At 65.8% G+C, this 23,429-nt stretch carries 21 protein-coding genes and 1 pseudogene; 8 read left to right on the top strand and 14 right to left on the bottom strand.

Going from position 1 to position 23,429, the window contains the following annotated elements:
* Positions 1-44 precede the first annotated feature (44 nt).
* Positions 45-1,508, top strand: a complete 1,464-nt coding sequence (gene guaB / locus JW897_RS15400; RefSeq protein ID WP_205466853.1) for an IMP dehydrogenase — start codon at positions 45-47, stop codon at positions 1,506-1,508.
* A gap of 225 nt (positions 1,509-1,733) precedes the next feature.
* Here the strand turns inward: guaB and JW897_RS15395 are convergent, their stop codons facing one another.
* Positions 1,734-2,597 carry an AraC family transcriptional regulator gene (locus JW897_RS15395; protein ID WP_205466852.1) on the bottom strand — a complete coding sequence of 288 codons (864 nt, stop codon included), beginning with the start codon at positions 2,595-2,597 and terminating at the stop codon, positions 1,734-1,736.
* A 9-nt stretch (positions 2,598-2,606) separates the two neighbouring features.
* Positions 2,607-3,530: a LysR family transcriptional regulator gene (locus JW897_RS15390; RefSeq protein WP_048412531.1), complete on the bottom strand. Its 924-nt coding sequence runs from the start codon at positions 3,528-3,530 to the stop codon at positions 2,607-2,609.
* Positions 3,531-3,693: 163 nt separating this feature from the next.
* Here JW897_RS15390 and JW897_RS15385 point away from each other — a divergent pair, with 163 nt between their 5' ends.
* From JW897_RS15385 to JW897_RS15375, 3 genes are all read left to right on the top strand, one after another.
* On the top strand, positions 3,694-5,310 hold the full coding sequence (locus JW897_RS15385) for a GMC family oxidoreductase (RefSeq protein ID WP_205466851.1): 1,617 nt from the start codon (positions 3,694-3,696) through the stop codon (positions 5,308-5,310).
* 89 nt (positions 5,311-5,399) lie between these two features.
* Positions 5,400-7,016 carry an MFS transporter gene (locus JW897_RS15380; RefSeq protein ID WP_205466850.1) on the top strand — a complete coding sequence of 539 codons (1,617 nt, stop codon included), beginning with the start codon at positions 5,400-5,402 and terminating at the stop codon, positions 7,014-7,016.
* Between the two features lie 133 nt (positions 7,017-7,149).
* On the top strand, positions 7,150-8,028 hold the full coding sequence (locus tag JW897_RS15375; RefSeq protein ID WP_205466849.1) for an alpha/beta fold hydrolase: 879 nt from the start codon (positions 7,150-7,152) through the stop codon (positions 8,026-8,028).
* A gap of 44 nt (positions 8,029-8,072) precedes the next feature.
* Here the strand turns inward: JW897_RS15375 and JW897_RS15370 are convergent, their stop codons facing one another.
* Positions 8,073-9,566, bottom strand: coding sequence for a carboxypeptidase M32 (locus JW897_RS15370; protein ID WP_205466848.1), 1,494 nt, complete (start codon positions 9,564-9,566; stop codon positions 8,073-8,075).
* A 293-nt stretch (positions 9,567-9,859) separates the two neighbouring features.
* On the opposite strand from JW897_RS15370, the gene JW897_RS15365 reads away from it, so the two are divergent.
* The 3 genes from JW897_RS15365 (at position 9,860) to JW897_RS15355 (ending at position 11,961) form a co-directional block, all read left to right on the top strand.
* On the top strand, positions 9,860-10,249 hold the full coding sequence (locus tag JW897_RS15365; protein ID WP_205466847.1) for a nuclear transport factor 2-like protein: 390 nt from the start codon (positions 9,860-9,862) through the stop codon (positions 10,247-10,249).
* A 55-nt stretch (positions 10,250-10,304) separates the two neighbouring features.
* Entirely contained in the window at positions 10,305-10,664 is a 360-nt protein-coding gene (locus tag JW897_RS15360; RefSeq protein WP_205466846.1) for an SH3 domain-containing protein, read from the top strand.
* Positions 10,665-11,526: 862 nt separating this feature from the next.
* Positions 11,527-11,961: a hypothetical protein gene (locus JW897_RS15355; protein WP_205466845.1), complete on the top strand. Its 435-nt coding sequence runs from the start codon at positions 11,527-11,529 to the stop codon at positions 11,959-11,961.
* A gap of 38 nt (positions 11,962-11,999) precedes the next feature.
* Here the strand turns inward: JW897_RS15355 and JW897_RS15350 are convergent, their stop codons facing one another.
* The 10 genes and pseudogenes from JW897_RS15350 to JW897_RS15305 all read right to left on the bottom strand — a co-directional run bounded on the left by JW897_RS15350 (position 12,000) and on the right by JW897_RS15305 (position 20,565).
* Positions 12,000-12,647 carry a hypothetical protein gene (locus JW897_RS15350; RefSeq protein ID WP_048412523.1) on the bottom strand — a complete coding sequence of 216 codons (648 nt, stop codon included), beginning with the start codon at positions 12,645-12,647 and terminating at the stop codon, positions 12,000-12,002.
* A gap of 173 nt (positions 12,648-12,820) precedes the next feature.
* Entirely contained in the window at positions 12,821-13,918 is a 1,098-nt protein-coding gene (ribD, locus tag JW897_RS15345; RefSeq protein ID WP_205466844.1) for a bifunctional diaminohydroxyphosphoribosylaminopyrimidine deaminase/5-amino-6-(5-phosphoribosylamino)uracil reductase RibD, read from the bottom strand.
* 3 nt (positions 13,919-13,921) lie between these two features.
* On the bottom strand, positions 13,922-14,461 hold the full coding sequence (locus tag JW897_RS15340) for a GNAT family N-acetyltransferase (RefSeq protein ID WP_197082941.1): 540 nt from the start codon (positions 14,459-14,461) through the stop codon (positions 13,922-13,924).
* Positions 14,462-14,520: 59 nt separating this feature from the next.
* Positions 14,521-14,979 (bottom strand): transcriptional regulator NrdR, encoded by a 459-nt coding sequence (nrdR, locus tag JW897_RS15335; RefSeq protein ID WP_019100637.1) that lies wholly within the window; start codon positions 14,977-14,979, stop codon positions 14,521-14,523.
* A gap of 127 nt (positions 14,980-15,106) precedes the next feature.
* The gene (gene glyA, locus JW897_RS15330; RefSeq protein WP_048412520.1) at positions 15,107-16,354 is read right to left on the bottom strand and encodes a serine hydroxymethyltransferase; all 1,248 of its coding nucleotides are present in this window, start codon (positions 16,352-16,354) and stop codon (positions 15,107-15,109) included.
* Positions 16,355-16,466: 112 nt separating this feature from the next.
* Positions 16,467-16,865, bottom strand: a complete 399-nt coding sequence (locus tag JW897_RS15325) for a DUF3224 domain-containing protein (protein WP_205466843.1) — start codon at positions 16,863-16,865, stop codon at positions 16,467-16,469.
* An 87-nt stretch (positions 16,866-16,952) separates the two neighbouring features.
* A pseudogene (locus JW897_RS15320) lies at positions 16,953-18,707 on the bottom strand (amidohydrolase).
* Between the two features lie 131 nt (positions 18,708-18,838).
* Entirely contained in the window at positions 18,839-19,066 is a 228-nt protein-coding gene (locus tag JW897_RS15315) for a DUF1427 family protein (protein ID WP_048412610.1), read from the bottom strand.
* A gap of 56 nt (positions 19,067-19,122) precedes the next feature.
* Entirely contained in the window at positions 19,123-19,770 is a 648-nt protein-coding gene (locus tag JW897_RS15310; protein WP_205466842.1) for a hydrolase, read from the bottom strand.
* A gap of 93 nt (positions 19,771-19,863) precedes the next feature.
* Positions 19,864-20,565, bottom strand: coding sequence for a pirin family protein (locus JW897_RS15305; protein WP_205466841.1), 702 nt, complete (start codon positions 20,563-20,565; stop codon positions 19,864-19,866).
* Positions 20,566-20,753: 188 nt separating this feature from the next.
* Between JW897_RS15305 and JW897_RS15300 the strand changes: the two genes are divergently transcribed.
* Positions 20,754-21,689, top strand: coding sequence for a LysR family transcriptional regulator (locus JW897_RS15300; RefSeq protein ID WP_240352228.1), 936 nt, complete (start codon positions 20,754-20,756; stop codon positions 21,687-21,689).
* 66 nt (positions 21,690-21,755) lie between these two features.
* On the opposite strand, the gene JW897_RS15295 is transcribed toward JW897_RS15300, so the two are convergent.
* A complete protein-coding gene (locus JW897_RS15295) occupies positions 21,756-22,841 on the bottom strand; it encodes a hypothetical protein (protein WP_205466840.1) in 1,086 nt (361 codons plus the stop codon).
* Positions 22,842-23,429 lie beyond the last annotated feature (588 nt).

Here is a 23,429-nt window from a genome sequence, read left to right as displayed (position 1 = left end):
AATGCCTCGGTATAATGCCGCTTTGCCGCAAAGGAAACGCCAAGATGCGTATCATCGAGAAAGCCTATACTTTCGACGACGTTCTCCTCGTCCCGGCCCACTCTGAAGTTCTGCCGCGCGACGTAGTTCTCTCCACCAAGCTTACCCGCAACATCACCCTGAACCTGCCCCTGGTGTCCGCCGCCATGGACACGGTGACCGAAGCCCGTCTTGCCATCGCCATGGCTCAAGAAGGCGGCATCGGCATCGTGCACAAGAACATGAGCATCGAGCAACAAGCCCGCGAAGTGTCCAAGGTGAAACGCCATGAAAGCGGCGTGGTCAAGGATCCCATCACCATCGCCCCGGACATGCTGGTGCGCGATCTGGTGCTGCTGACCCGCCATCACAAGATTTCCGGTCTGCCGGTGATCGACAACGGCAAAGTGGTCGGCATCGTCACCAACCGCGACCTGCGCTTCGAGACCCGCCTGGACCAGAGCGTCGGCTCCATCATGACTCCGCGCGAGCGCCTGATCACCGTCAAGGAAGGCGCCAGCATCGACGAAGCCCGCGACCTGATGCACGCCCACCGCCTGGAGCGCGTGCTGGTGATCAACGACGCCTGGGAGCTGAAGGGCCTGATCACGGTCAAGGACATCATCAAGACCAGCGAACACCCCAACGCCAATAAAGACAGCCAGGGCAGTCTGCGCGTGGGCGCGGCGGTCGGCACCGGCGGCGACACCCCAGAGCGCGTTGCCGCGCTGGTGAAGGCCGGCGTGGACGTGATCGTGGTCGACACCGCCCACGGCCACAGCCAGGGCGTGATCGAGCGCGTGCGCTGGGTCAAGCAGAAGTTCCCGCAGGTGGACGTGATCGGCGGCAATATCGCCACCGCCGCCGCCGCGCTGGCGCTGGTTGAAGCCGGCGCCGACGGCGTCAAGGTCGGCATCGGCCCCGGCTCCATCTGCACCACCCGCATCGTGGCCGGCGTGGGCGTGCCGCAGCTGACCGCCATCCACAACGTGTCCGAAGCGCTGAAGGGCACCGGCGTGCCGATGATCGCCGACGGCGGCATCCGCTTCTCCGGCGACATCTCCAAGGCGCTGGCCGCCGGCGGCAACTGCGTGATGCTGGGCGGCATGTTCGCCGGCACCGAAGAAGCCCCGGGCGAAGTCGAGCTGTTCCAGGGCCGTTCCTACAAGTCCTACCGCGGCATGGGCAGCCTGGGCGCGATGAGCCAGGGTTCGTCCGACCGCTACTTCCAGGACAACGAAGGCAATGTGGAAAAGCTGGTGCCGGAAGGCATCGAAGGCCGCGTGCCGTACAAGGGCTCCATCGGCCAGGTGATCCACCAGTTGGTGGGCGGCCTGCGCTCCTCGATGGGCTACCTTGGCTGCGCCACCATCGCCGACATGCACGCCAAAGCGGAATTCGTGGAAATCACTTCCGCCGGCATCCAGGAATCCCACGTCCACGACGTGCAGATCACCAAGGAAGCGCCGAACTACCACGTATCCCGTTAAGACCCGACGTCGTCAGGCATCCTTTACGGCAAAACCCGCGCCAAACGGCGCGGGTTTTTTCATGGCCGAACCACAAGCGCGCTCAGAACGTGTTTCCGATCTCGCGAGCTAAGGCGAGACAAGGCGAAAACGAGCGAAAAAGCGGAATGTACTCGTGGTACATGAGCATTTTGAGCTCGTTTTCAACGCCGTATCGCCGACGCGCAGCAGATCGTAAACAGGTTCTCAGGCCAGCGACAACATCAGCCGAGTGCGCAAGGCCGTGGGCGGATTGTCGTACGGCGAATTCAAATACTCTTCCACGCACGGCACGCCGCCGAGCGCGCGCCCGCTGCCGGGCAGCCAGTGCCGGTACAGCCAGGACCAGGCCGTGGACAGCTCCGCATACGGTCCCTGATGCGTGACGCAAGCGTACTCTCCGGCGGGAATCTCCCCCCATTCAAACCCCTCCGGCAGCGGCCGCTCCTGCCAGGAGTCCGGCACGGTCACGCAGGCGATGGAGCGCAGCTTGGCCTCCTCCGTCTGTTCCGTGTCATCCAGATACATCCCGAATACGCGGCCCGGCTCGTCGCCGACCGCGCACCCCGGGCTGATGGCCTGCAAAGCGCCGAAAGCCTGGCCAATCTCCATATAACTGCCGACATGGCGGCGCATCAGCACCTTCAGCCCCTTGTCCTGCTTGAGCAATGTCACTTCATGCATAACGGTCTCCCAGTCTTGCCTAGAAATGAACGCTCTGCGCTGGCGATAGCGGCCCGGACTCTCGCCGTAAGCCCTGGCGAAGGCCCGGACGAAGGCCGCGGTGCCGCCGTAGCCGGCGCGCGTCGCCACCCTCGACAAGGGGAGCAAGCCGCCGTCCAACTGCCCGGCCGCGCGATGCAGCAACAGCCGCTGCCGGGTCTCTCCCACCGTTTCGGCCATCAGGCCGCGATACACGCGGTGAAAGTGAAAGGGCGACAAGCAGGCCTCCTCCGCCAACCTTTCCAGCGGCACCGGCCCGTCCAGATGGCGCCACAGATAGTCCAGCACCCGCAGCATCCGCCACAAATACGGCGAATCCGGACCGCCGTTGCGATAGAGCGTTCTCATGAAGTGAGCTTATCCCGCATCGATTGATTCTTTTTGCTGACTTGGCTGTTGCATCAGCAACCATTGCATGCGCTGGCACAAATCCACCACGTAATCCCATACCACCCGGTAGCGCAGCGTGCGGCGGATGTCGCTGCGGCCGCTGATCCAGTAGGAGCGGATGATGCGCAGCTCCGGCAGCAGCTGGCGCAGCCGCGCGTCGTCGTAGGTCAGATAATACGGTAGCACCGCGATGCCGCCGTCGGCCAGCGCCGCCTGCTGCTGGCCCACCACGCTGGTGCAGCGCAGATTAATCAGCGGATTGCGGCACAGGCCGCGGTGGAACATCAGTTCGCGCGAAAACAGCAAATCGTCGACGTAGCCGACGATGGGATGGCCGGCCAGGTCCTCGCGCTCGCGGATCGGCGCATGCGCGTCCAGATAGGCCGGCGTCGCGTACAGGCCCAGGCAGTAATCGGTGAGCTTGCGCGTCACCACCATATTGGCCTGCGGCCGCTCCAGCGCGATGGCGACGTCCACCTCGCGGTTGGTGATGCTGACGAAGCGCGGCACCGACACCAGATCGATCTCCAGCGCCGGATAGCGCGCCATCAGCCGCGGCAGATGCCGCGACAGAAACAAGGAGCCCAGGCCTTCCGGCGCGCCCAGCCGCACCAGGCCGGCCACCTCCACATGCCCCACCCTCGCCTCGTCCTGCATACGCGACGCGGTGTTTTCCAGCTGCTCGGCCAAGGGCAGCAATTGCCGGCCGGCCGCGGTCAGCTGGTAGCCGTCCGGCTGCTGCACGAACAGCGGCTGGCCCAGCTGCCGCTCCAGCTGTTCGATATGCCGGGCCACCGTCGCATGCGTGGTGCGCAACTGCCGAGCCGCCGCCAGCAGCTTGCCGCTGCGTTGCAAGGCCAGAAAATAACGGATGTCGTTCCAGTCGAACATCGCTCCCTCCCCCGCGTTTATGGTGCGCTTGCACACAAAGATGACAGGCTTCAATTGCACCACTGTTAGAAAACTAACAGCCATTGTTCCGCTCTGGCTATTCCCAGCCCGGCCCGGCTTGATCTTATATGGTGGCGATACATACGTCATAGGAAAGCGCGGCATGCAGGCATTGGCGGACACATTCGACTACATCATCGTCGGCGCGGGCAGCGCCGGCTGCCTGCTGGCCAACCGCCTGTCGCTCAATCCGCGGCACCGCGTGCTGCTGCTGGAGGCCGGCGGCGAGGACAACTACCCGTGGATACACATCCCGGTGGGCTATCTCTACTGCATCGGCAACCCCCGCACCGACTGGTGCCTGCGCACCGCGCCCGAGGCCGGCCTGGGCGGGCGCAGCCTCAACTACCCGCGCGGCAAGGTGCTGGGCGGCTGCTCCTCGATCAACGGCATGATCTATATGCGCGGCCAGGCCGCGGACTACGACGGCTGGGCGGCGCAGGGCTGCCCCGGCTGGAGCTGGGACGAAGTGCTGCCGGACTTCCTGCGCATGGAGGACCATTTCGACAGCGCCCGCGCCCAGCACGGCCACGGTGGCGAATGGCGGGTGGAGCGGCAGCGGCTGTCCTGGGAGATTCTGGACGCCTTCCGCGACGCGGCGGAGCAAAGCGGCATCGCCCCGGTGGACGACTTCAATCGCGGCGACAACGCCGGCTGCGGCTATTTCGAAGTCAACCAGCGCGGCGGCCTGCGCTGGAACACCGCCAAGGCCTTTCTGCGCCCGGCGCGCCAGCGCCCCAACCTCACCGTGCTGACCCATGCCGAGGCGGAAACCCTGCTGCTGGAAGACGGCCGCGCCGCCGGTATGGTATTCCTGCAACACCGGCAGCGCTGGCAGGCGCGCTGCCGCGGCGAAATCATCCTGGCCGCCGGCGCCGTCGGCTCCCCGCTTTTGTTGCAGCGCAGCGGCATTGGTCCGGCCGCGCTGCTGCAAGAGCACGGCGTCGCCGTGCGCCATGCGCTGGCCGGCGTCGGCGCCAATCTGCAAGACCACCTGCAGCTGCGCATGGTGTTCAAGGTCAGCGGCGCGCGCACGCTGAACCAGCTGGCCAATAGCTGGACCGGCAAGCTGGCCATGGGCTGGGAGTACTTGTGGCGGCGCAGCGGCCCGCTGGCGATGGCGCCCAGCCAGCTCGGCGCCTTCGCCAAGTCCGACCCGGAACAGCCGCGCGCCAATCTGGAATACCATGTGCAGCCGCTGTCGCTGGAGCGCTTCGGCGAGCCGCTGCACCCCTTCCCCGCCTTCACCGCCTCGGTCTGCGACCTGCGCCCGCTCAGCCGCGGCCGGATCGCCATCGGCGGCGCGGGCCTGGACGCCGCGCCGCTGATCCAGCCCCACTACCTCAGCCACCCGCGGGACCGCGCCGTCGCGGTGGCCGCGCTGCGGCTGACCCGGCGCATCGTCGCCGCGCCGGCGCTGGCGCGCTACCGTCCGGAGGAATACCTGCCCGGCCTCGCCGCCCACAGCGACGAAGAACTGGCCGCCGCCGCCGGCCGCATCGGCACCACCATTTTCCATCCGGTCGGCACCTGCAAAATGGGACAGGATACCGACGCGGTGGTCGATGCCAGACTGCGCGTGCACGGACTATCCGGCTTGAGAGTGGCGGACGCCTCCATCATGCCCGCCATCACCTCGGGCAACACCAACTCGCCCACGCTGATGATCGCGGAAAAAGCCGCCCGCATGATTTTGCAAGACCGCGCCGCGCCGGACTGAGCGACGCGACATCGGATCCACCACCACAGAGGAAGCCCACTTCCCGCCCCACAACCTGTCGCAAAGCCACATCAAGAGGAGACAGCACCATGAGCAGCACCCTGACGCCCGCCGCCACGGCGGGACACGCGATCAGCAGCTCCGAGCGCAAAGTGATCTTCGCCTCGTCGCTGGGCACCGTTTTCGAGTGGTACGACTTTTTCCTGTACGGCGCGCTGGCGGCGGTGATCAGCAAGCAGTTCTTCGCCGGCGTCAATGAAACCACCGCCTTCATCTTCGCGCTGATGACCTTCGCCGCCGGCTTTCTGGTGCGCCCCTTCGGCGCGCTGCTGTTCGGCCGGCTGGGCGACATGATAGGCCGCAAATACACCTTTCTCGCCACCATCCTGATCATGGGCGTGTCCACCTTCCTGGTGGGCCTGCTGCCCGGCTACGCCAGCATAGGCATCGCCGCGCCCATCCTGCTGGTGGTGCTGCGCATGCTGCAGGGCCTGGCGATAGGCGGCGAATACGGCGGCGCGGCCATCTACGTGGCCGAACACGCGCCGGACCACAAACGCGGCGCCTACACCAGCTGGATCCAGGTCACCGCCACCGCCGGCCTGCTGCTGTCGCTGCTGGTGATCCTGGCCTGCCGCAAGCTCACCGGCCCGGCCTTCGACGACTGGGGCTGGCGCCTGCCCTTCCTGCTGTCGCTGGCGCTGCTGGCCATCTCCACCTGGATCCGGCTGTCGATGCACGAATCGCCGGCCTTCCTGAAAATGAAGGCCGAGGGCAAGCACTCCAAGGCGCCGCTGACCGAATCCTTCACCAACTGGAAGAATCTGCGCATCGTGCTCACCGCCCTGTTCGGCATCAACGGCGGCCAGGCGGTCACCTTCTACTGCGCGCAGTTCTACTCGCTGTTCTTCCTCACCCAAATCCTCAAGGTGGATTCTCAAATCGCCACCCAGCTGCTGGTGGTGTCCCTGCTGATCGCCGCGCCGCTGTTCCTGTACTTCGGCTATCTGTCCGACCGCATCGGCCGCAAGCCGGTGATGCTGACCGGCCTGCTGCTGGCGGCCTTGCTGACCTTCCCCGCCTTCAAATGGCTGACCGCCTACGCCAGCCCGGACATCGCCAACGCCGCGCGCCAAGCGCCGGTGGTGGTGGTGGCGGACCCGGCCAGCTGCCGCTTCCAGTTCGATCCGGTGGGCAAGGCCAAGCTCAGCAGCAGCTGCGACCAGGCCAAGGCCTTGCTGGCCAAGAACGGCGTGCCCTACCAGCGCCAGGCGGCGCCCGCCGGCGGCGAAACCCAGATCAAGGTGGGCGAACAGACGCTGACCGGCTTCGACAAGGCCCAACTGCTGGCCGCGCTGAAGCAGGCCGGCTACCCGGACAAGGCCGACCCGGACAAGATCAACTACCCGATGGTGGTGGCGGTGCTGGTGCTGCTCAGCCTGATCGCCGCCATGGTCTACGGCCCGCTGGCCGCCACCATGGTGGAGTTGTTCCCCACCCGCATCCGCTACACCTCGATGTCGCTGCCCTACCACATCGGCAACGGCTGGATAGGCGGCCTGTTCCCCACCGTGGCGTTCTCGCTGGTGGTCTACACCGGCGACATCCTCTACGGCCTGTGGTATCCGGTCATCGTCTACAGCGTCAGCTTCGTGGTCTGCCTGTTGGGGCTGAAGGAGACTCACCGCGCCGACATCCACCAATAAGAGCCATCCCGCAAGCCGCGGCGCCGACGTTTGATTGAGCGCTCGCGCTGTCACACCATCCAAACACGGCGAACCTCCCGGTTCGCCGTGTTTCTGGGTAGACTGGGGCTTTCGTCCCACCGCCCGCGCCGCCATGCCGATTCAACGCCCCAGCCAGTCCGAAACCCTGCCCCTCAACCGCCACCGCCATCACCTGCGCCGCTGGGGCCCGCGCGACGCGCCGCTCCTGGTGCTGCTGCACGGCTGGATGGACAGCTCCGCCACCTTCCAATTCCTGGTGGACGCGCTGCCGGACGGCTGGCAAGTGGCGGCGCCGGACTGGCGCGGCTTCGGCGACAGCGACTGGAACGACGGCAGCTACTACTTTCCCGACTACCTGGCCGATCTCGACGCGCTGCTGGACGCGCTGTCGCCGCAGCAGCCGGTCAAGCTGCTGGGCCACAGCATGGGCTCGATGATCGCCGGTATCTACGCCGGCATCCGCCCCGAGCGCGTAGAAAAACTGGTGCTGGCCGAAGGCTTCGGCCTGGCCGCCACCAAGCCGGCGGAAGCGCCGGGCCGTTACGCGCGCTGGCTGCGCGAAACCCGCGACGCGCCGGAGTTCGGCGATTTGCAGTCACTGGACGCCGTGGCCGCCAAGCTATTGGAGCGCAACCCCAGGCTGACGCCGGAGCGCGCCCAATGGCTGGCGCGCGAGCTGACCCGCCTGCGCGACGACGGCCTCTACTACCGCGCCGACCCGCGCCACAAAATGGTCAACCCAGTGCTGTACCGGCTGGAAGAAGCGATGGCCTGCTGGCAGCGCATCAGCGCGCCGGTGCTGTGGGCGCTGGGCGGCGACACCGACGACCACCCGCTGGCCAAGAGCGTGGCCGCCAGCATGCCGCAGCGGCGCGCCTGTTTCGCCCAATTGCAGGAAACCGTGATCGCCGACGCCGGCCACATGCTGCAATGGGAGCAGCCGGAAGCGCTGGCGGCAGCGATCCACGCCTTTTTCAGCCAGCCCCAATGAAAAAAGCGCGGCCACGCCGCGCTTTTTATCTGCCTTCCACAACATCACACGCCTAGATAACGCCGCTCCAGATGCGCCTTGAAGTGCGCCGGGTTCAGCGTCTCGCCGGTGGCGCGCCGCACCAGTTCATCGGTGCTCCAGCTGCTGCCCTGGCTCCAGATATTGGTGTTCAGCCAGTTGAAGATGGGCTCCAGATTGCCGGCCGCCACCTGCGCGTCCAGCTCCGGCTCGGCGCGGCGCAGGCTGGCGAAATACTGCGCCGCGTACATCGCGCCCAGCGTGTAACTGGGGAAATAGCCGAAACCGCCGTCGGTCCAGTGGATGTCCTGCATGCAACCGTTGGTGTAATTGCCGCGGGTGTCCACGCCCAGATAAGCCATCATCTTCTCGTCCCACAGCGCCGGAATGTCCTCGGCCTCGATCTCGCCGTCCATCAGCGCGCGCTCGATCTCGAAGCGCAGGATCACATGCGCCGGATAGCACAGCTCATCCGCGTCCACGCGGATGTAGCCCGGCTGCACCCGGCTGTACAGGCCTTGCAGATTCTCCAGCGCAAACGCCGGCTGCTCGCCGAAATGGCTGCGGATCAGCGGCGCGATCAATTGCAGGAAGGCCGGGCTGCGGCCCAGCTGCATCTCGAAGGACAGGCTCTGGCTTTCGTGGATGCCCATCGAACGCGCGCGGCCCAGCGGCTGCTCCAGCCAGTCCTTGGGCAGGTTCTGCTCGTAACGGGCGTGGCCGGTTTCGTGGACGATGCCCATCAGGCTCTGGACGAAATCATCGTCGCGGTAGCGGGTGGTGATGCGCACATCCTCCGGCACCCCGCCGCAGAAGGGATGGCTGCTGACATCCAGCCGGCCGCCGTCAAAGTCGAACTGCAACAGCTTCATCGCTTCCACGCCCAAGGCGCGCTGCTGCGCCACCGCGAACGGCCCCACCGGCTCGATCACCGTTTCCGACGCCTGCTTGGCGCGCGCGCGTTCGATCAGGCCCGGCAGCCAGGACTTCACCTCGGCGAAGATGCACTCGATCTCCGCGCTCTTCATCCCCGGCTCGTACTTGTCCATCAGCGCGTCGTAGCGGCTGCCGCCGCTGGCCTCGGCCAGCAAACGGCCCTCCTCGCGCGACAGCTTGACCACCTCGCGCAGGTTTTCCAGAAAACCCTTCCAGTCATTGGCCGGGCGCTGGCTGCGCCAGGCGTGCTCGCAACGCGCGCCGGCCAGGGTCTTGGCCTCCACCAACGCCGCCGGCAGCAGATTGGCCTGCGCCCACTCGCGGCGCATCTCGCGCAGATTGGCGCGTTGCAGCTCGTCCAGATTTTCCTGCTCCGCCGCGTCCAGCTGCTCCTTCAGCTGCGGCGCGGTGATGATGCCGTGGGTCAGCACCCCCAATTCCGCCAACGCGGCGGCGCGGGCGTCGTTGCCCTTGCTCGGCATCATCGCAGCCTGGTCCCAGCCGGCGATGGCGCCGAGGTGGCCGAAGCGGTGCAGGCGAGCGAAAGTGTGGGTCAATGCCTGGTAGGCGGATGTGTGTGCCATCTTGTCTCCTCTATGAAAGAAGCGGTTTGCGGTCCGCTGCGCGTTGTGAGGCGCGGCCCGGCGAGCACCGCTTCAGAACGCTGACGCACTCTATGCATTTCGCGTCTAAAGCTGTTGTCGCCTTGTCTCGCTCTGGCTTGCGAGATCGTAAACACGCCCTACTTGCAAAAGCATGATGCCATCAGACTATTTGATCTGACAACTTTCGCCCCAAAACCCGCCAAAGCCGCGTATTGACAAGCATTTTGATTTTGTACATTATCAACACTCCATGACCAGCATGAGGTAAATTCATGCCATCCATCGCCGCCCAACTCTTTCTCGCCTACCAGGACCGCGACTGGGAGCGCGCACGCCGCCTGCTGCGCGACGACGCCGTAATGCTGTGGCATTGCAGCGGCGAGTACTTCCGCGGCGCGGACGCCATCGTCCACGTCAACCGCGTCTATCCGGAGGGCTGGAGCATCCGCCTGCTGCAAGACAATCTGCTGGCAGACGGCCGCTGGCATGTAGTGGCGCAGGTGGACCACGGCGCGGCGCGCTTCTTCGCCAACTCGCTGTTCACGCTGGAGCACGGGCTGATCAGCCAGATCGAGGAATACTGGGCCAGCGCCGAAGCGCCGCCGGCCTGGCGCGTGGGCTTGCCGGGCTGGGCCAGGCTGGAAGCCGCGCAACCGGCCTGATGGGCGGAGGCCATGGCCAAGATCGTCGGCAGGGACGGAAACCAAGGGAGACGCCATGTCTGTTGAGAGCTATATCGCCCTGCGGGGCCACACACCGGAACACACGGAACCCATACGCTTGGCCAAGGGCGCCCCGCTTCGGGTAGGCGAAAGGTACGAGGGCCTGGAAGGCTGGGAGAATTGGTACTTCTGCGAAACGCCGGGGCAAGCCGCTGGGGGCTGGGTGCCCGGCCAACTGATCGAATACATCGACGGCAAAGCGTTTGCCCTTGAAAGCTTCTCCTCCCAGGAGCTGGCTATCCAAGCGGGCGAACGGCTGCTCGGTTCGAAAACCCTGAACGGCTGGTTGTGGTGTCGCCGGCTGGATGGCGAGGCATTTGGCTGGGTGCCGCTTAATGTCCTGAAGTTGTTGTAAGAACCTGTCCACAATCCTTTCAGACCGAGGGGATCGCTCAAAGCAAGGCATTGAGTCCGCTGCGCGGACGATAATTTTCATTGCCGGGGCTGCCCGGCGGGCAGGGAAAGGATATTTGCGTGGCCAAATATCCTCTCCACTCCTAAAGGCCACCCTGCAAGCCTGGCCTGCGGCTTCCCGCCGGGGCCCGTCAGGCCCGAGGCGCGGCTGAACTCTCTACGTGCGAATCTTCGATTCGCTCAGTGATGGCGCGCTAACGTCGCGGTGCTCGAACAGGCAGCCGCTTAAGACCTCGGGCCAGCCACCCGACGGCAGGCTTGAAGGGACCCGGGGCACGTCGAATACGAGGTTTCCTACAGCAAACTTTGAACAGGTTCTAAGACGGCTTCTACAATAAACAGCCCACCCCCAGCTATCCCTCTGGCGCCAACCATCGATGGCGCTGACTTGCCACCCGCCCCCTCGTCCATTAGCTTGGCCTAGGGGCGCAAGCTGCCGTACGGCCTAGCCGTGCCGACTAACCTTGGAGGTCGGGTTCCAAACGACAGCCATGCGTCCCAAACCCTCTTCCGCCCCGCCGCCTTGACCCCCTCCCGCCTCTGCCGCCACAATAGCGCGGTGCCGAGCAAATACCGGCACTGGGATTGGAACCCCATCTACACGTACGGCGAACTGGCCGCTCTTGCGGCCATTGTTCATGCAGTCTGCACGCCCATAAGGCGGGCGCGGACGGCAAGGACGGCGTTTGCCGTGCCGATTTCGTACGTGGTCGGTGTTCCAACCTTGCAGTCTCGTGCCCGCCAATCCCGATTGGAACCGGGAAGTGGGTTGATCTCACGTAGCAGAATGCAGGAGCAACAATATGTCCCAAACCCTACCCCCTCGCCGTTTCTACCGGCTCAAGCCCCACGAAAACCAGGCCACTCAACTGCCCTTCGTCCGTTATCTGCCGCAACGCGGCCAGCCCCATCACTGGCAGATGCCGCCCTCCGACGACTACGTCGACGCCTGCGCCTATGGCCGCGAATGCGCCGCCCACCTGGCCCAGTTCTTCAAGGACCAGCCGCATAGGCTGAACCAGGGCCTGCTCGGCAAGATCGCCCGCGATGTGGATTTCAAGGACCCCGGCCACGCCCGCGGTTATTGGGTGGGTTTTTTCAGCTATGCCGAGCAGTTGATGGCGCTGGGCGCGCTGCGCTGCGACGTGTACGCCCATGTGGACAGCGTGCACGCCTTGCAGCAGGCGCAAACGCAGAAGTCGGAACTGGAAGGCAAGGCGCCGTCGCGCAATAGCTAAGATGGTTCGCAGCAAGCGGGAAGGCTCGCCTTCCCGCCTCAAGCCGCCGGCTGGCCGGCGTTGCGCGCCTGGGCTTGCGGGAATTGATGCCAGTAATAGAAGTATTCGCGCACCAGCATCAGGAAGGTGTTTTTCAGCTCCGCCTCGCGCAGATGCAGCAGCACCGCGTCCACCATCATGCGGAAACTGTCGCCCTGGATGGGCTGGCCGTCCAATAGATAGAGCAGGGATTTGAGCAGGCGCTCGCGCAGATGGATGTCCGGCTCGGACATGCCGTCCTCGAACAGCTTGCCCAGGTACAGGCCCAGCGACGGCGGAAAGCGGGAAAAGCCGTCGCGCTCCATCCGCGTCAGCAAGCTGTCCCAGTCCGTCTCCAGCCATACCCGCACATTGCGCACCGAAAAACCGCTGCGCGCGGTGATCTCCACCACTTTCTTGGTATCGCCCAGCCAGAAGTAATAGAACTCGCGGGTGCAGGTCAGCGCCAGCACCTGTTCGTCCGGCGGACAGGCCTGCAGCAGGCGTTCGCAAGGGCCGCGGAAGCCTTCCGCGCTGCGCTCGACGCCGTCCAGCCAGGGCAGCAGCAGTTCCAGAATGCGACGCCGCTCGTCCACGACCTGGGCCGGCGCGCCCTGACGCGCCAGCAATCGCATATAAGCCTCCAGCGCCGCCGTCAAATCGCTCATGCCCTTCCCCAGCCCTCCCGTAAGCCGTTCGGTCTTGCCCTTCCCCTCGCCGCTCGCGCTCTTCGGCACAGCGGGCGGACTGTTCTTATTTTCGGACAGAAATGTTGCAGACTCCAGACGGGATTCGCGGCGACGTCGGCATTTCCCCTACGCGCCGGGCGGTGAGCCGCGGCTCAGATCGGCGTCAGGCTCAGGCGCAAATCCGCGCCCACCATCCGCGCGTCGCGGATGCTCAGCCTCTGCTTGTCGGCCAGGTCCTCCAAGGCCGGCCAGGCGAACAGGCCGCGCGCGGCGTCGCCGGCCAGCGACGGCGCTAGGTAGAGCACGATCTCGTCCACCAGCCCGGCGCGCAGCAGCGCGCCGTTGAGGCCGGCGCCGGCCTCCGCCATCAGCATATTGACGCCGCGTTGCGCCAAGGCCGCCAGCAAGCCCGGCAGATCGGCGTGGCCGTCGGCCTGCCGCGGCAGGGTCAGGATTTCCGCGCCGGCGCGATAGGGCCGCAGCCGCGCCTCTGGGTGATCGCAGGTGGCCAACAAGGTGGCGCCGCCCTGGTAGATGCGCTGTTCCGGCGCGGTGCGCAGCCCGCTGTCCAGCACCACGCGCAGCGGTTGGCGCTCGCAGGGGACTTCGCGCACCGTCAGTTGCGGATCGTCGGCCAGCACGGTGCCGCTGCCGGTGAGCACCGCGCAGTGTTCGGCGCGCAGGCGATGCACGTCGCGCCGCGCCTCCGGGCCGGTGATCCACTGGCTGCGGCCGTTGAGCAAGGCGGTCTTGCCGTCCAGCGTGGCGGCGGCCTTGAGCGTGACCCAGGGGCGGCCGCGCTCGACGCGCGACAGGAAGCCGCGATGCGCTTGCCGCGCCTCGGCTTCCATCAGCCCGGCGTCGGCGTCGACGCCGGCGGCGCGCAGCATGGCCAGGCCGCGGCCGGCCACTTCGTGATAGGGGTCCACCATCGCCGCCGCCACCCGGGCCACGCCTTCGTCGATCAGGCGCCGCGCGCACGGCGGGGTGCGGCCGTGGTGGCTGCAGGGTTCCAGCGTGACATAGGCGACGGCGCCGCGCGGGGACAGGCCGCGCGCCAGACAGTCCTTGATCGCCTGGATTTCCGCGTGATCGCCGCCCACTTGCAGGGTGGCGCCCTCGCCGATCACCTCGCCGTCGCGCACCAGCACGCAGCCCACGCCCGGATTGGGCGCGGCGCGGCGGGTGGCCGCGGCGGCCAGCCGCAGCGCGCGCTGCATGTAACGATGGTCATCGGCGGAATAATTCATGATTCATTGCTTCCATTCGTGAGCCAGCAGGCTGTACTGCCTGGCGTCGCAATAGCGGCCCTGCAACAACAAATACTCGCGCAGCACGCCTTCGTAGCGGAAACCCAGCCGCTCCGCCACCGCGCAGCTGCGGCGGTTGTCCTCGGCCGCGTCTATCGCCACCCGATGCAGGCCCAGCGGGCCGAAGGCCTCGGCCAGCAGCAGGCGCAGCGCCGCCTGCATCACGCCCTGCCCCACCTGGCTGCTGTCCAGCCAGTAGCCGACGAAGGCGTGGCGGTTCAAGGCGTCGACGGCGTGCAGATCGCAGACGCCGGCCAGCTCGCCGCCGCGCAACACCAGCCAAGTATAGGCGGAGCCGGCCTGCCGGCTGGCGGCGGCGGACTCCAGGAAGGCGCGCGAGTCCGCCTCGGCGCGGGTCAGCGGCAGCCACGGCATCCACGGCCGCAGCGCGTCGCGGTTGGCGTTGATCAGCGCGAACAGCGCCGGCGCGTCGGACAGCTCCGGCGCGCGCAGCGCGATATCGGAAGGCAGGGGTACAGGCATGCGGGGCATCCGAAATGACGGAAGAATAGAGCAGTCTACTCCAGCCGCCCGCCGGGCGGTCAATGCGAGGACTTCTGGATTTCCTTGATGGCATCGGAGAACTCGGAGACGTCCTGAAAACTGCGGTACACCGAGGCGAAGCGCACATAGGCCACCTTGTCCAGGCGCGCCAGCTCGTTCATCACCATTTCGCCGATCTCGCGGCTGGACACTTCGCGCTCGCCCAATTGCAGCAGCTTGTGACAGATGCGGTCTATCGCTTCGTCCACCAGCGCGGTGGGCACCGGGCGCTTGTGCAGCGCGCGCAGGAAGCTGGTGCGGACTTTCTCGATGTCGAATTCCGAACGGTGGCCGGCGGTTTTCACCACCTGCGGCATGCGCACGTCGGCGGTTTCAAAAGTCGTGAAACGCTTCTCGCACACCGGGCAGCGCCGCCGCCGCCGGATGCTGCTGCCGTCCTCACTGACGCGGGAGTCGATCACCTGAGTATCGGCATTGCCGCAGAACGCGCATTTCATGACTTAATCCTAAGGGTTCCAATGTATGGATGTTATCAGCAATGCGCGGTCAAGTTAATGCCGCTATCGCCCGCCCATGAAAAAGACGCCCCTGGGGGCGTCTTTCAGCGGCCGAGGCAAGCACGGCTTACTTGGCGTACACCGGGAAACGGTGGCACAGCGCGGTGGCCTGCTCGGCCACGCGGGCGATCAGCGCGTCGTCGTTCGGGTTGTCCAGCACGTCCGCCACCAGGTTGGCCACCTGGATGGCCTCGGCTTCCTTGAAGCCGCGGGTGGTGATGGCCGGGGAGCCGATGCGGATGCCGGAGGTCACGAACGGGGTTTCCGGGTCGTTCGGAATCGCGTTCTTGTTCACGGTGATGTGGGCGCGGCCCAGCAGCGCGTCGGCGGCCTTGCCGGTCAGGCCCTTGGCGCGCAGGTCCACCAGGAACACATGGCTTTCGGTGCGGCCGGACACGATGCGCACGCCGCGCTCGCCCAGGGTCTTGGCCATGATGGAAGCGTTCTTCAGCACTTGTTCCTGATACACCTTGAACTCGGGCAGCAGAGCTTCCTTGAAGGCCACCGCCTTGGCGGCGATCACGTGCTCCAGCGGGCCGCCTTGCAGGGTCGGGAACACATTGCTGTTGATGCTCTTCTCGAACTCGGCCTTGGCCAGGATGATGCCGCCGCGCGGGCCGCGCAGGGTCTTGTGGGTGGTCGAGGTCACGAAGTCGGCGAAGGGCACCGGGTTCGGGTAGACGCCGGCGGCGATCAGGCCGGCGTAGTGCGCCATGTCCACCATGAAGTAGGCGCCGCATTTCTTGGCGATCTGGCCCATGCGCTCGAAGTCGAAGCGCAGCGCGTAAGCGGAAGCGCCGCCGATGATCAGCTTGGGCTTGGTTTCCATCGCTACGCGCTCCATGTCGTCGTAGTCGATTTCTTCCTTGTCGTTCAGGCCGTAGGCGACGATGTTGAACATCTTGCCGGACAGGTTGGCCGGGGAGCCGTGGGTCAGGTGACCGCCGTGGCCCAGGTTCATGCCCATCACGGTGTCGCCCGGCTTCAGGATGGAGAAGTACACCGCCTGGTTGGCCTGGCTTCCGGAGTGCGGCTGCACGTTGGCGTATTCGGCGCCAAACAGCTGCTTGACGCGGTCGATGGCGAGCTGCTCAACCACGTCCACGTGTTCGCAACCGCCGTAGAAGCGCTTGCCCGGGTAGCCTTCGGCGTATTTATTGGTCAGCTGGGAGCCCTGGGCTTCCATCACCGCGGGGCTGGTGTAGTTTTCCGAGGCGATCAGCTCGATGTGATCTTCCTGGCGTTGGCACTCGGCCGCAATGGCGGCGGCGAGTTCGGGATCGAATTTGGCAATCGTCTGGTCAGCAGCGAACATCTTTGACTCATCCATCAAAGGGTTAACGATGCGGGCATTCTACACGAAATGCCGGAGCGAAATCTTTAACGTGAAGCAATTGTCGCGGGGGAAAATCCGCCCCGCCGCGCGTTCAAGGCAGGGTGTAATCGAAGTCGTAAAAATGCTCGCCGGCGGTGATGGTGATGCGCAGCCGGCCGCTGATGCCGCTCAGTTCTCCGGTGCCGGAATCCGGCGTTACCATGATGGTCTGCTCGGCCTCTCCGCGCGTCATCGTGGCGCTGTGCTGCAGCACGAAACCGCCCTTGCGGCCATGCAGGCTGCCCTGCACCCGCTCCATGGCGACATAACCGGCCGAGCCCGGCTCCGCGCTGCGGAAGCTCAGCATCTCGCCCTGGCTGACGGCGTCCAGGTCGCCGTGAAAGCGCTTGTCCAGCGACAGGCGGCCAAGACCGCTGTCGGCGGCGGCCTCGCTCAAGGGTTCCGGGGCAAGCTTGACGTCGAAACGGCCGCTGGCGGTGGCTTTCATCATGTCTCCTCAAGGTTGGCGCCGCCGCGGGTGCGGCAGGCCATCGTCATGATAGCGCGGCCGGCCGCGCGCGGGCTTGTTTCCCTGACGTCAAACCGCCCAGCAGGAGCAGCCCAGCGCGCCGAAGAAACCCTTGGGGTCCGACACCGGCAGGCCGGCGCCCCAGGCGCGGGCGTGCTGGTGGCCGTGCAAGCCGCAGGCGCTGGCGCAAGCGCAGGCCGCTCCGGCCTGGCGGTGCAGCGAGCGGCGGCCGGCGCCCTCCGGCTCGCCCCAGGCGGCGTAACCCTGATAGCGGCGCACCGGGGACCAATCCGGCATCGCCGGCGGCAAGGGATTGTCGTCCAGCGCGGCGAAGTCCGCGGCGGCGTAAACGATGCGGCCGCCCACCATGGTCAGCTCCGACACCAGAAAGGAAATGTCGTCCTCCGGGCAGACGAAGAAATCTTTGTCCGGCACGATCAGATCGGCAAGCTGGCCCGCCTCGATGCGGCCGCGCCCGCCCTCCTCATTGGTGAACCAGGCCACGTTCTCGGTCCACATCCGCAGCGCGGTTTCGCGGTCCAGGCAGTTGCGCTGCGGGTAGAGCCGCAAGCCGCCCACGGTCTTGCCGGTCACCATCCACGCCAACGACACCCATGGATTGTACGAGGCGACGCGGGTGGCGTCGGTGCCGGCCGACACCTTCAAGCCTTTGTCCAGCATGCGGGCGATAGGCGGCGTCGCCTCGGCCGCCGCCGCGCCGTAACGCTCGACGAAATACTCGCCCTGGTAAGCCATCCGGTGCTACACCGCGATGCCGCCGCCCAAGGCGGCGATGCGGTCCATCGAGCGTTCGGAAATGGTTTCGGCGTGGTCGAAGAACCAGTTCAGCCCCTGCAAGGGAATGTCGCGGTCCACTTTCTCGAACACGTCCAGCGCGCGGGAGATGGTTTCGTCGTAAGTGGCGTGCAAGCGCCACGGCCAGCGGTTTTGCGCCAGGATGCGCACCACCTCTTCCAGCTCGCCCTCCATTTCCGGCGGCATGTCCGGCCGCGGCTGACGAAAATCCTCAAAGTCCGCGGCGGAAAACACCAGCATTTCCCCCGCGCCGTTGTGGCGAAAATAATCATCGCCCTGCTTGTATTTGACGCCGGCGGTCCAGTTGAGGAAGTCCTCTTTCTCTTGCTTGGGCTTTTGGGTGAACAGGTTGTACGCCAGACGTACCGTCATCTGGCCGGCGTCGGCCAGTTGCTGGATCACCGCGTAATCGTCCGGGTAGTTCTGGAAGCCGCCGCCGGCGTCGATGACGCCGGTCACGCCCAGGCGGTTGAGCTCGCGCATGAAATGGCGAGTGGAGTTGAGCTGGTAATCGAAGGGCAGCTTGGGCCCCTGAGCCAGGGTGGCGTACAAGATGGCCGCGTTCGGCTTGGCCAGCAGCAGGCCGGTGGGCGCCCCGTCGGCGCCGCGGACGATCTCGCCGCCCGGCGGCGCCGGCGTGTCCTTGGTGTAGCCCACCGCGCGCAGGGCGGCGCCGTTGAGCAAGGCGCGGTCGTACAGATGCAGCAGGAAGACCGGCGTGTCCGGCGCCACGGCGTTGATCTCCTCCAGCGTGGGCAGGCGTTTCTCAAGAAACTGGTGCTCGGTGAAGCCGCCCACCACCCGCACCCATTGCGGCGCGGGCGTGACGGCGACCTGCCGCCGCAGCATGTCCATCGCGTCGGCCAGCGAGCGCACGCCGTCCCAGCGCAGCTCCATATTGAAGTTGAGACCGCCGCGCACCACATGGGTGTGGTTGTCGATCAGGCCGGGCAAGACGCTGCGGCCGCGCAGGTCGATCACGCGGGTGGCGGCGCCGGCCCGCGCCATGATCTCGCTGTCCTCGCCCACCGCGAGGAAGCGGCCGTCCTTGATGGCGACGGCGCTGGCGCGCGGCCGGCTGCGGTCCAGCGTGGTGAAACGGCCGTTGCGCAAGATGAGATCGGCCATGGCGATGGTGGTCATGATTGCTTCTCCTGCGAGGCGGTGGCCGGACGCGCCGGCTGACTGACGGCGGCCGGCGCGCCATGGCGCAGCGCCTGGAATTGGGGCCAAAGCTGCTCGCCGATCAACATGCCCAGCAGGCCGAGGATGGCGACGGCCGGCGGCGCCGGCGAGCGCACGTGAAGCAGACTGTAGATGACGCCCACCAACAGGCCGGCCGCCAAGGAGATCAGATAAGGTTTCATGCTTGCGCCCTCTGCCGGCGGCTGGCCGCCGGCATGGAATCAATACGCTCGGGAAATCAGCCTTCCTGGGCGCCGAACATGGTCTTGGCGTACTGGATGCCCAGGCCGTAGCCGCCGCCCAGCTTCTTGGCGATGCCGGTGGTCAGTTCGTAGGTGTCGGTGCGCGCCCAGTCGCGCTGCAATTCCAGCAGGTATTGCAAGGCCGTGATCGGCCGCGCACCGGCCTGCACCATGCGCTGGATCGCGCGCTCATGCGCTTCCGCCGAGATATCGCCGCAAGCGTCGGCGATCACATAAACCTCGAAGCCCTGGGACAGGGCGGACAGCGCCGGGCCGACAATGCAGACGCTGGTCCACAGGCCGGCCAGCACGATGCGGCCCTTGCCGATGTGGTTGACGCGATCGATCACCGCGGCGTCTTCCCAGGTGTTCATCGAGCTGCGGTCCAGCATCCGCTGCCCGGGAAAGGGCGCGCTCACCTCTTCGAACATCGGCCCGGAAAAGCTCTTTTCCGCGACGGTGGTCAGTATCGTCGGCACCTTGAAACCGGCGGCGGCGCTGGCGACCAGGCCAGCGTTGTTGCGCAGCGTGGGCATATCGATGGAGTGAGTGGCGAAGGCCATCTGCGATTGGTAGTCGATCAGAATCAGGGTGTGATCGTGCGGGGTCAGCAACAGCGGGCTGGGAGTCGGGGTGGCGTTCATGGCATTCTCCAGTTGATCAAGGGACGGACGGCGGCCGGGCGGGCAAGATGCCGGGCGGGCGGAAGGGCCGCCGGCCCCCGCCCGCCGCGGCAATCACTCGCGGCTGTCCACCAGAATCAGCTCAGCGTCCTCGCTGGCGACGATGCGCAACTGCGCCTCATCGCGGATCGCCGCGCCGTCGCGGGCTTGCAGCGCCACGCCGTTGACTTCCGCCCGGCCGCGGGCCAGTACCAGATAAGCGCTGCGCTGCGCGCCCAGCCGGTAGTCGATGCTTTCGCCGGCCTTGAGGGTGGCGCCCAGCACCCGGGCGTCGGCGCGGATGGGCAAGGCCTGCTCGTCGCCGTCCATGCCGCTGGCCAAGGCGACGAAGGCGCCGGAGCGGTCCGCCTTGGGAAAAGGCTTGCTGCCCCAGGACGGCTCGCCGCCGCGCCGCTCCGGCATGATCCAGATCTGGAAAATGCGGGTGTCGACGGCTTCCAGGTTGTATTCGGAATGGACGATGCCTCTGCCGGCGCTCATCACTTGCACGTCGCCGGCCTCGGTGCGGCCCTGGTTGCCCAGATTGTCGCGGTGGCTGATCGCGCCTTCGCGGACATAGGTGATGATTTCCATATCGGCGTGCGGATGCGGCGGAAAGCCGGTGCCCGGCGCGATGGTGTCGTCGTTCCACACCCGCAGCGCGCCCCAGTGCACGCGCGCCGGGTCATGGTATTCGGCGAAGGAAAAATGGTGTTTGGCGTCCAGCCAGCCATGGTGGGCTCCACCCAGGCCGGCAAAAGGGCGATGTTCGATCATGCTGTCCTCCCGTGTCGTGGCGAGGCGCCGCCTGCCCGGCGACGCGTCTGATGCCTGCACTATACGCAGCGGACACCATTATGTTAATGGAATATATGGAATTGCATCGTTTCCATTTTTGACATGATCAATGCGCTATCCTGCAGTTTAATGGTTAAAATTGGAATCCATAGCCTGAAGCGAATCCGATGATGAAACGACTCCCCGATCTGGAAGCCTGGGCGATCTTCGCCAAGGTGGCGGAATGCGGCTCCTTCGCCCGCGCCGCCGCGGAACTGACGCTGTCCCAGGCCACGGTGTCCAAGGCGATCACGCGCCTGGAAGCCCGGATGAAGACCATGCTGTTCCACCGCACCTCGCGCCGCATCGCGCTGACCGAGGCCGGCCACGCCGCGCTGGAACGGGCCAGCCGCATCCTGGCGGAGGGCGAGGCGGTGGAAGCGGACATCGCCGAGCAATCCACCAGCCTGCGCGGAGCGGTGCGGGTGACCGCGCCGATGTCCTTCGGCCTGTCCCATCTGGCGCCCTTGCTGCCGGAGTTCATGGCGCGGCATCCGGAGGTGGAGCTGGATTTCCACTTCAGCGACGAACAGGTGGACCTGGTGGCCAAGCGGCTGGATCTGGCGCTGCGCATCGCCTCGCTGGCCGATTCCAGCCTGCTGGCTCGGCGCCTGTGCTCGGTGCGCATCTTGCTGGTGGGCTCGCCTGCGTATTTCGCGCGCCACGGCCGGCCCAGCCATCCCCGCGAGTTGGCCGCGCATCGCGCGCTGCTGTACAGCAACGCGCCCGGCGGCCAGTTCTGGCGCTTCCGCCACGCGGAGCAAGGCGAATTCGCGCTGGAAATGCCCGCGCCGCTGCGGGTCAACAACGCCGAGGCGCTGACGCCGGCCCTGCGCGCCGGCCTGGGCCTGGCGCTGCAGCCGGAATTCCTGGCCTGGCAGGATCTGCAGGCCGGCGAACTGGAAACCGTGATGATGGATTGGCAGGTAGACCCGATCGCGCTCTACATCCTGACGCCGCCGGGCCGCAGCCGGCCGGCGCGGGTGCAGGCCTTGATCGACTATCTGGCGGCGCGGCTGGCCGTCGCACCGTGGGCGCGCCATCAGCCGGAAGCGCAAGCCTGAGCCGCCATGACAAAGCCCCGCTCGCGGCGGGGCTGAATCACGATGATGAAACGGGTTTGCCGCTGATCAATCGTTTAAATCGTCGGCGGTGAAAAACAGCGGCACGCCGTCCTTGCTGTCCGGGTGCAGTTCCGGCAATACATGCACTTCGCGCACATGGCATTCCGCCATCAGTTCGCGGAAGCTCTCCTCGATCAGCTGCACATTGTCCAGCGCCGCCAGCGGCCAGACAAAGGCCTCCCAGTTGCGTTCGTCGCCTGCGGCGGACAGGGTGATGTGCAGTTCGCCGTTGTCGTGAGCGGACAGGATGGCCACCGGCTCCTTGTTCAGTTCGCGCAAGCGGCGGATCTGGCTGCTGGCGAACACCTGCATCGCCACCTCGAAACGGGCGTAGTTGCCGGCCACCATCGCCTGCATCGCCGGCATCGGCGGGCGGGCGATGGGGAATAGCGTCACGCCGTCCGCCTTCAATTGCTCGCCCAGGAATTTCATCAGCGGCATGCCCCAAGCGCCCACCGCGCCGCCCAGGCGCAACGGCGGCTCGGCGCCTTCGGGCTGAATCGCCACGCCCAGCAGGTAGCGCAGGAACACGCCCTCTTCCTTCACCGTGACCGGCGCCGGCTGCTGCGGCAGCAGCGCGCGGGCATGGGCCGGATCGCGGTTCAGCTTATAAAGCTGGGCGGAATCCAGGCCCACCACGCTGTCCGGATGCAGCAGCGCGCCGCCCAGGGCGACGTCGGCGCCGGCGGCGAACACGCCGTGCTCGCGCAGCAGCTGGTTCAGGCCGGCCGCGTCGGCGATCTCGCCGGGCAGCGTGGTCTGGCTCTTGCTGCCGGCCACCAGCACCAGCGGCATGGCGAAGACGATGGCGCGCGCGCCGCCGGTGTTTTCCGCCGCGTCGCGCAGCGCGTCCCACACCAATTGATAGCATTGCTGCGACGGCACCATGGCCAGCGCCACCGAGATGGACAGCAGCTCGCCGCGCGCCAGCATTTCGGCCATCGCGTCGCGCACCGCGGAGAACCACATTTCCCGATCGGACTCGGTCTTGGCGTTCAAGGCCGACTGGGCGTTGTGAATCAGCATATTGGTCAGCGCCACTTGCGGGTGGTACTGGCGCGGATCGGGAAGGGTGTGGCGTACGGCGTCCATGAAGGGAAATCCTGCGGCAATCGGAAAACCGCTATTTTGGCACAGCTGCGGCGCCCATGGTGCGCCGCGACAGCGGCGCTTCCGGCGGCGATGTACCAGATGCGCGACAGAAAATTATAATTTCACACATTTGCGAAAAACAACATGTTGACACTCGATACCGCAATCTGGATAATTCGTTCTCGTTGAGATGCAGCAATTGCTTCTTGATAGTTTCTCCTCTATTTCTCCTTTGTAGACTTGGCGCGGACCTAACGGTACCGCGCATTTTTTTTGCCTTTTTCCCAGCCCATCCCATGCTAAGCAAACGCTAAGCTTCTGTTAAACAACCAAATTATTAAAATCCGTGTCGCAAGGGAACTTGCCTGCCGACGCCGCTCCGCCTCTTCGTTTTCTCCTTCCCGCCCCGGCCTGACCCTGCCCCGCCCTGTCCTGGTCTCAGCCAGAAACCATGCCATTTAGATTTAAACAGACCAAGCATATGACTAACAGCATTAGAACGGATTTCGTTTGTGAAAATTTAGGAAAACACACAGGGAAGAACTGTTGGATTCGAAAACAAATGAACAAGACTAAGACGCCGCCATG

The organism is Chromobacterium alkanivorans (assembly GCF_016937655.1).
GTDB lineage: Bacteria > Pseudomonadota > Gammaproteobacteria > Burkholderiales > Chromobacteriaceae > Chromobacterium > Chromobacterium alkanivorans.
This window is presented reverse-complemented; position numbering and strand designations above follow the sequence as displayed.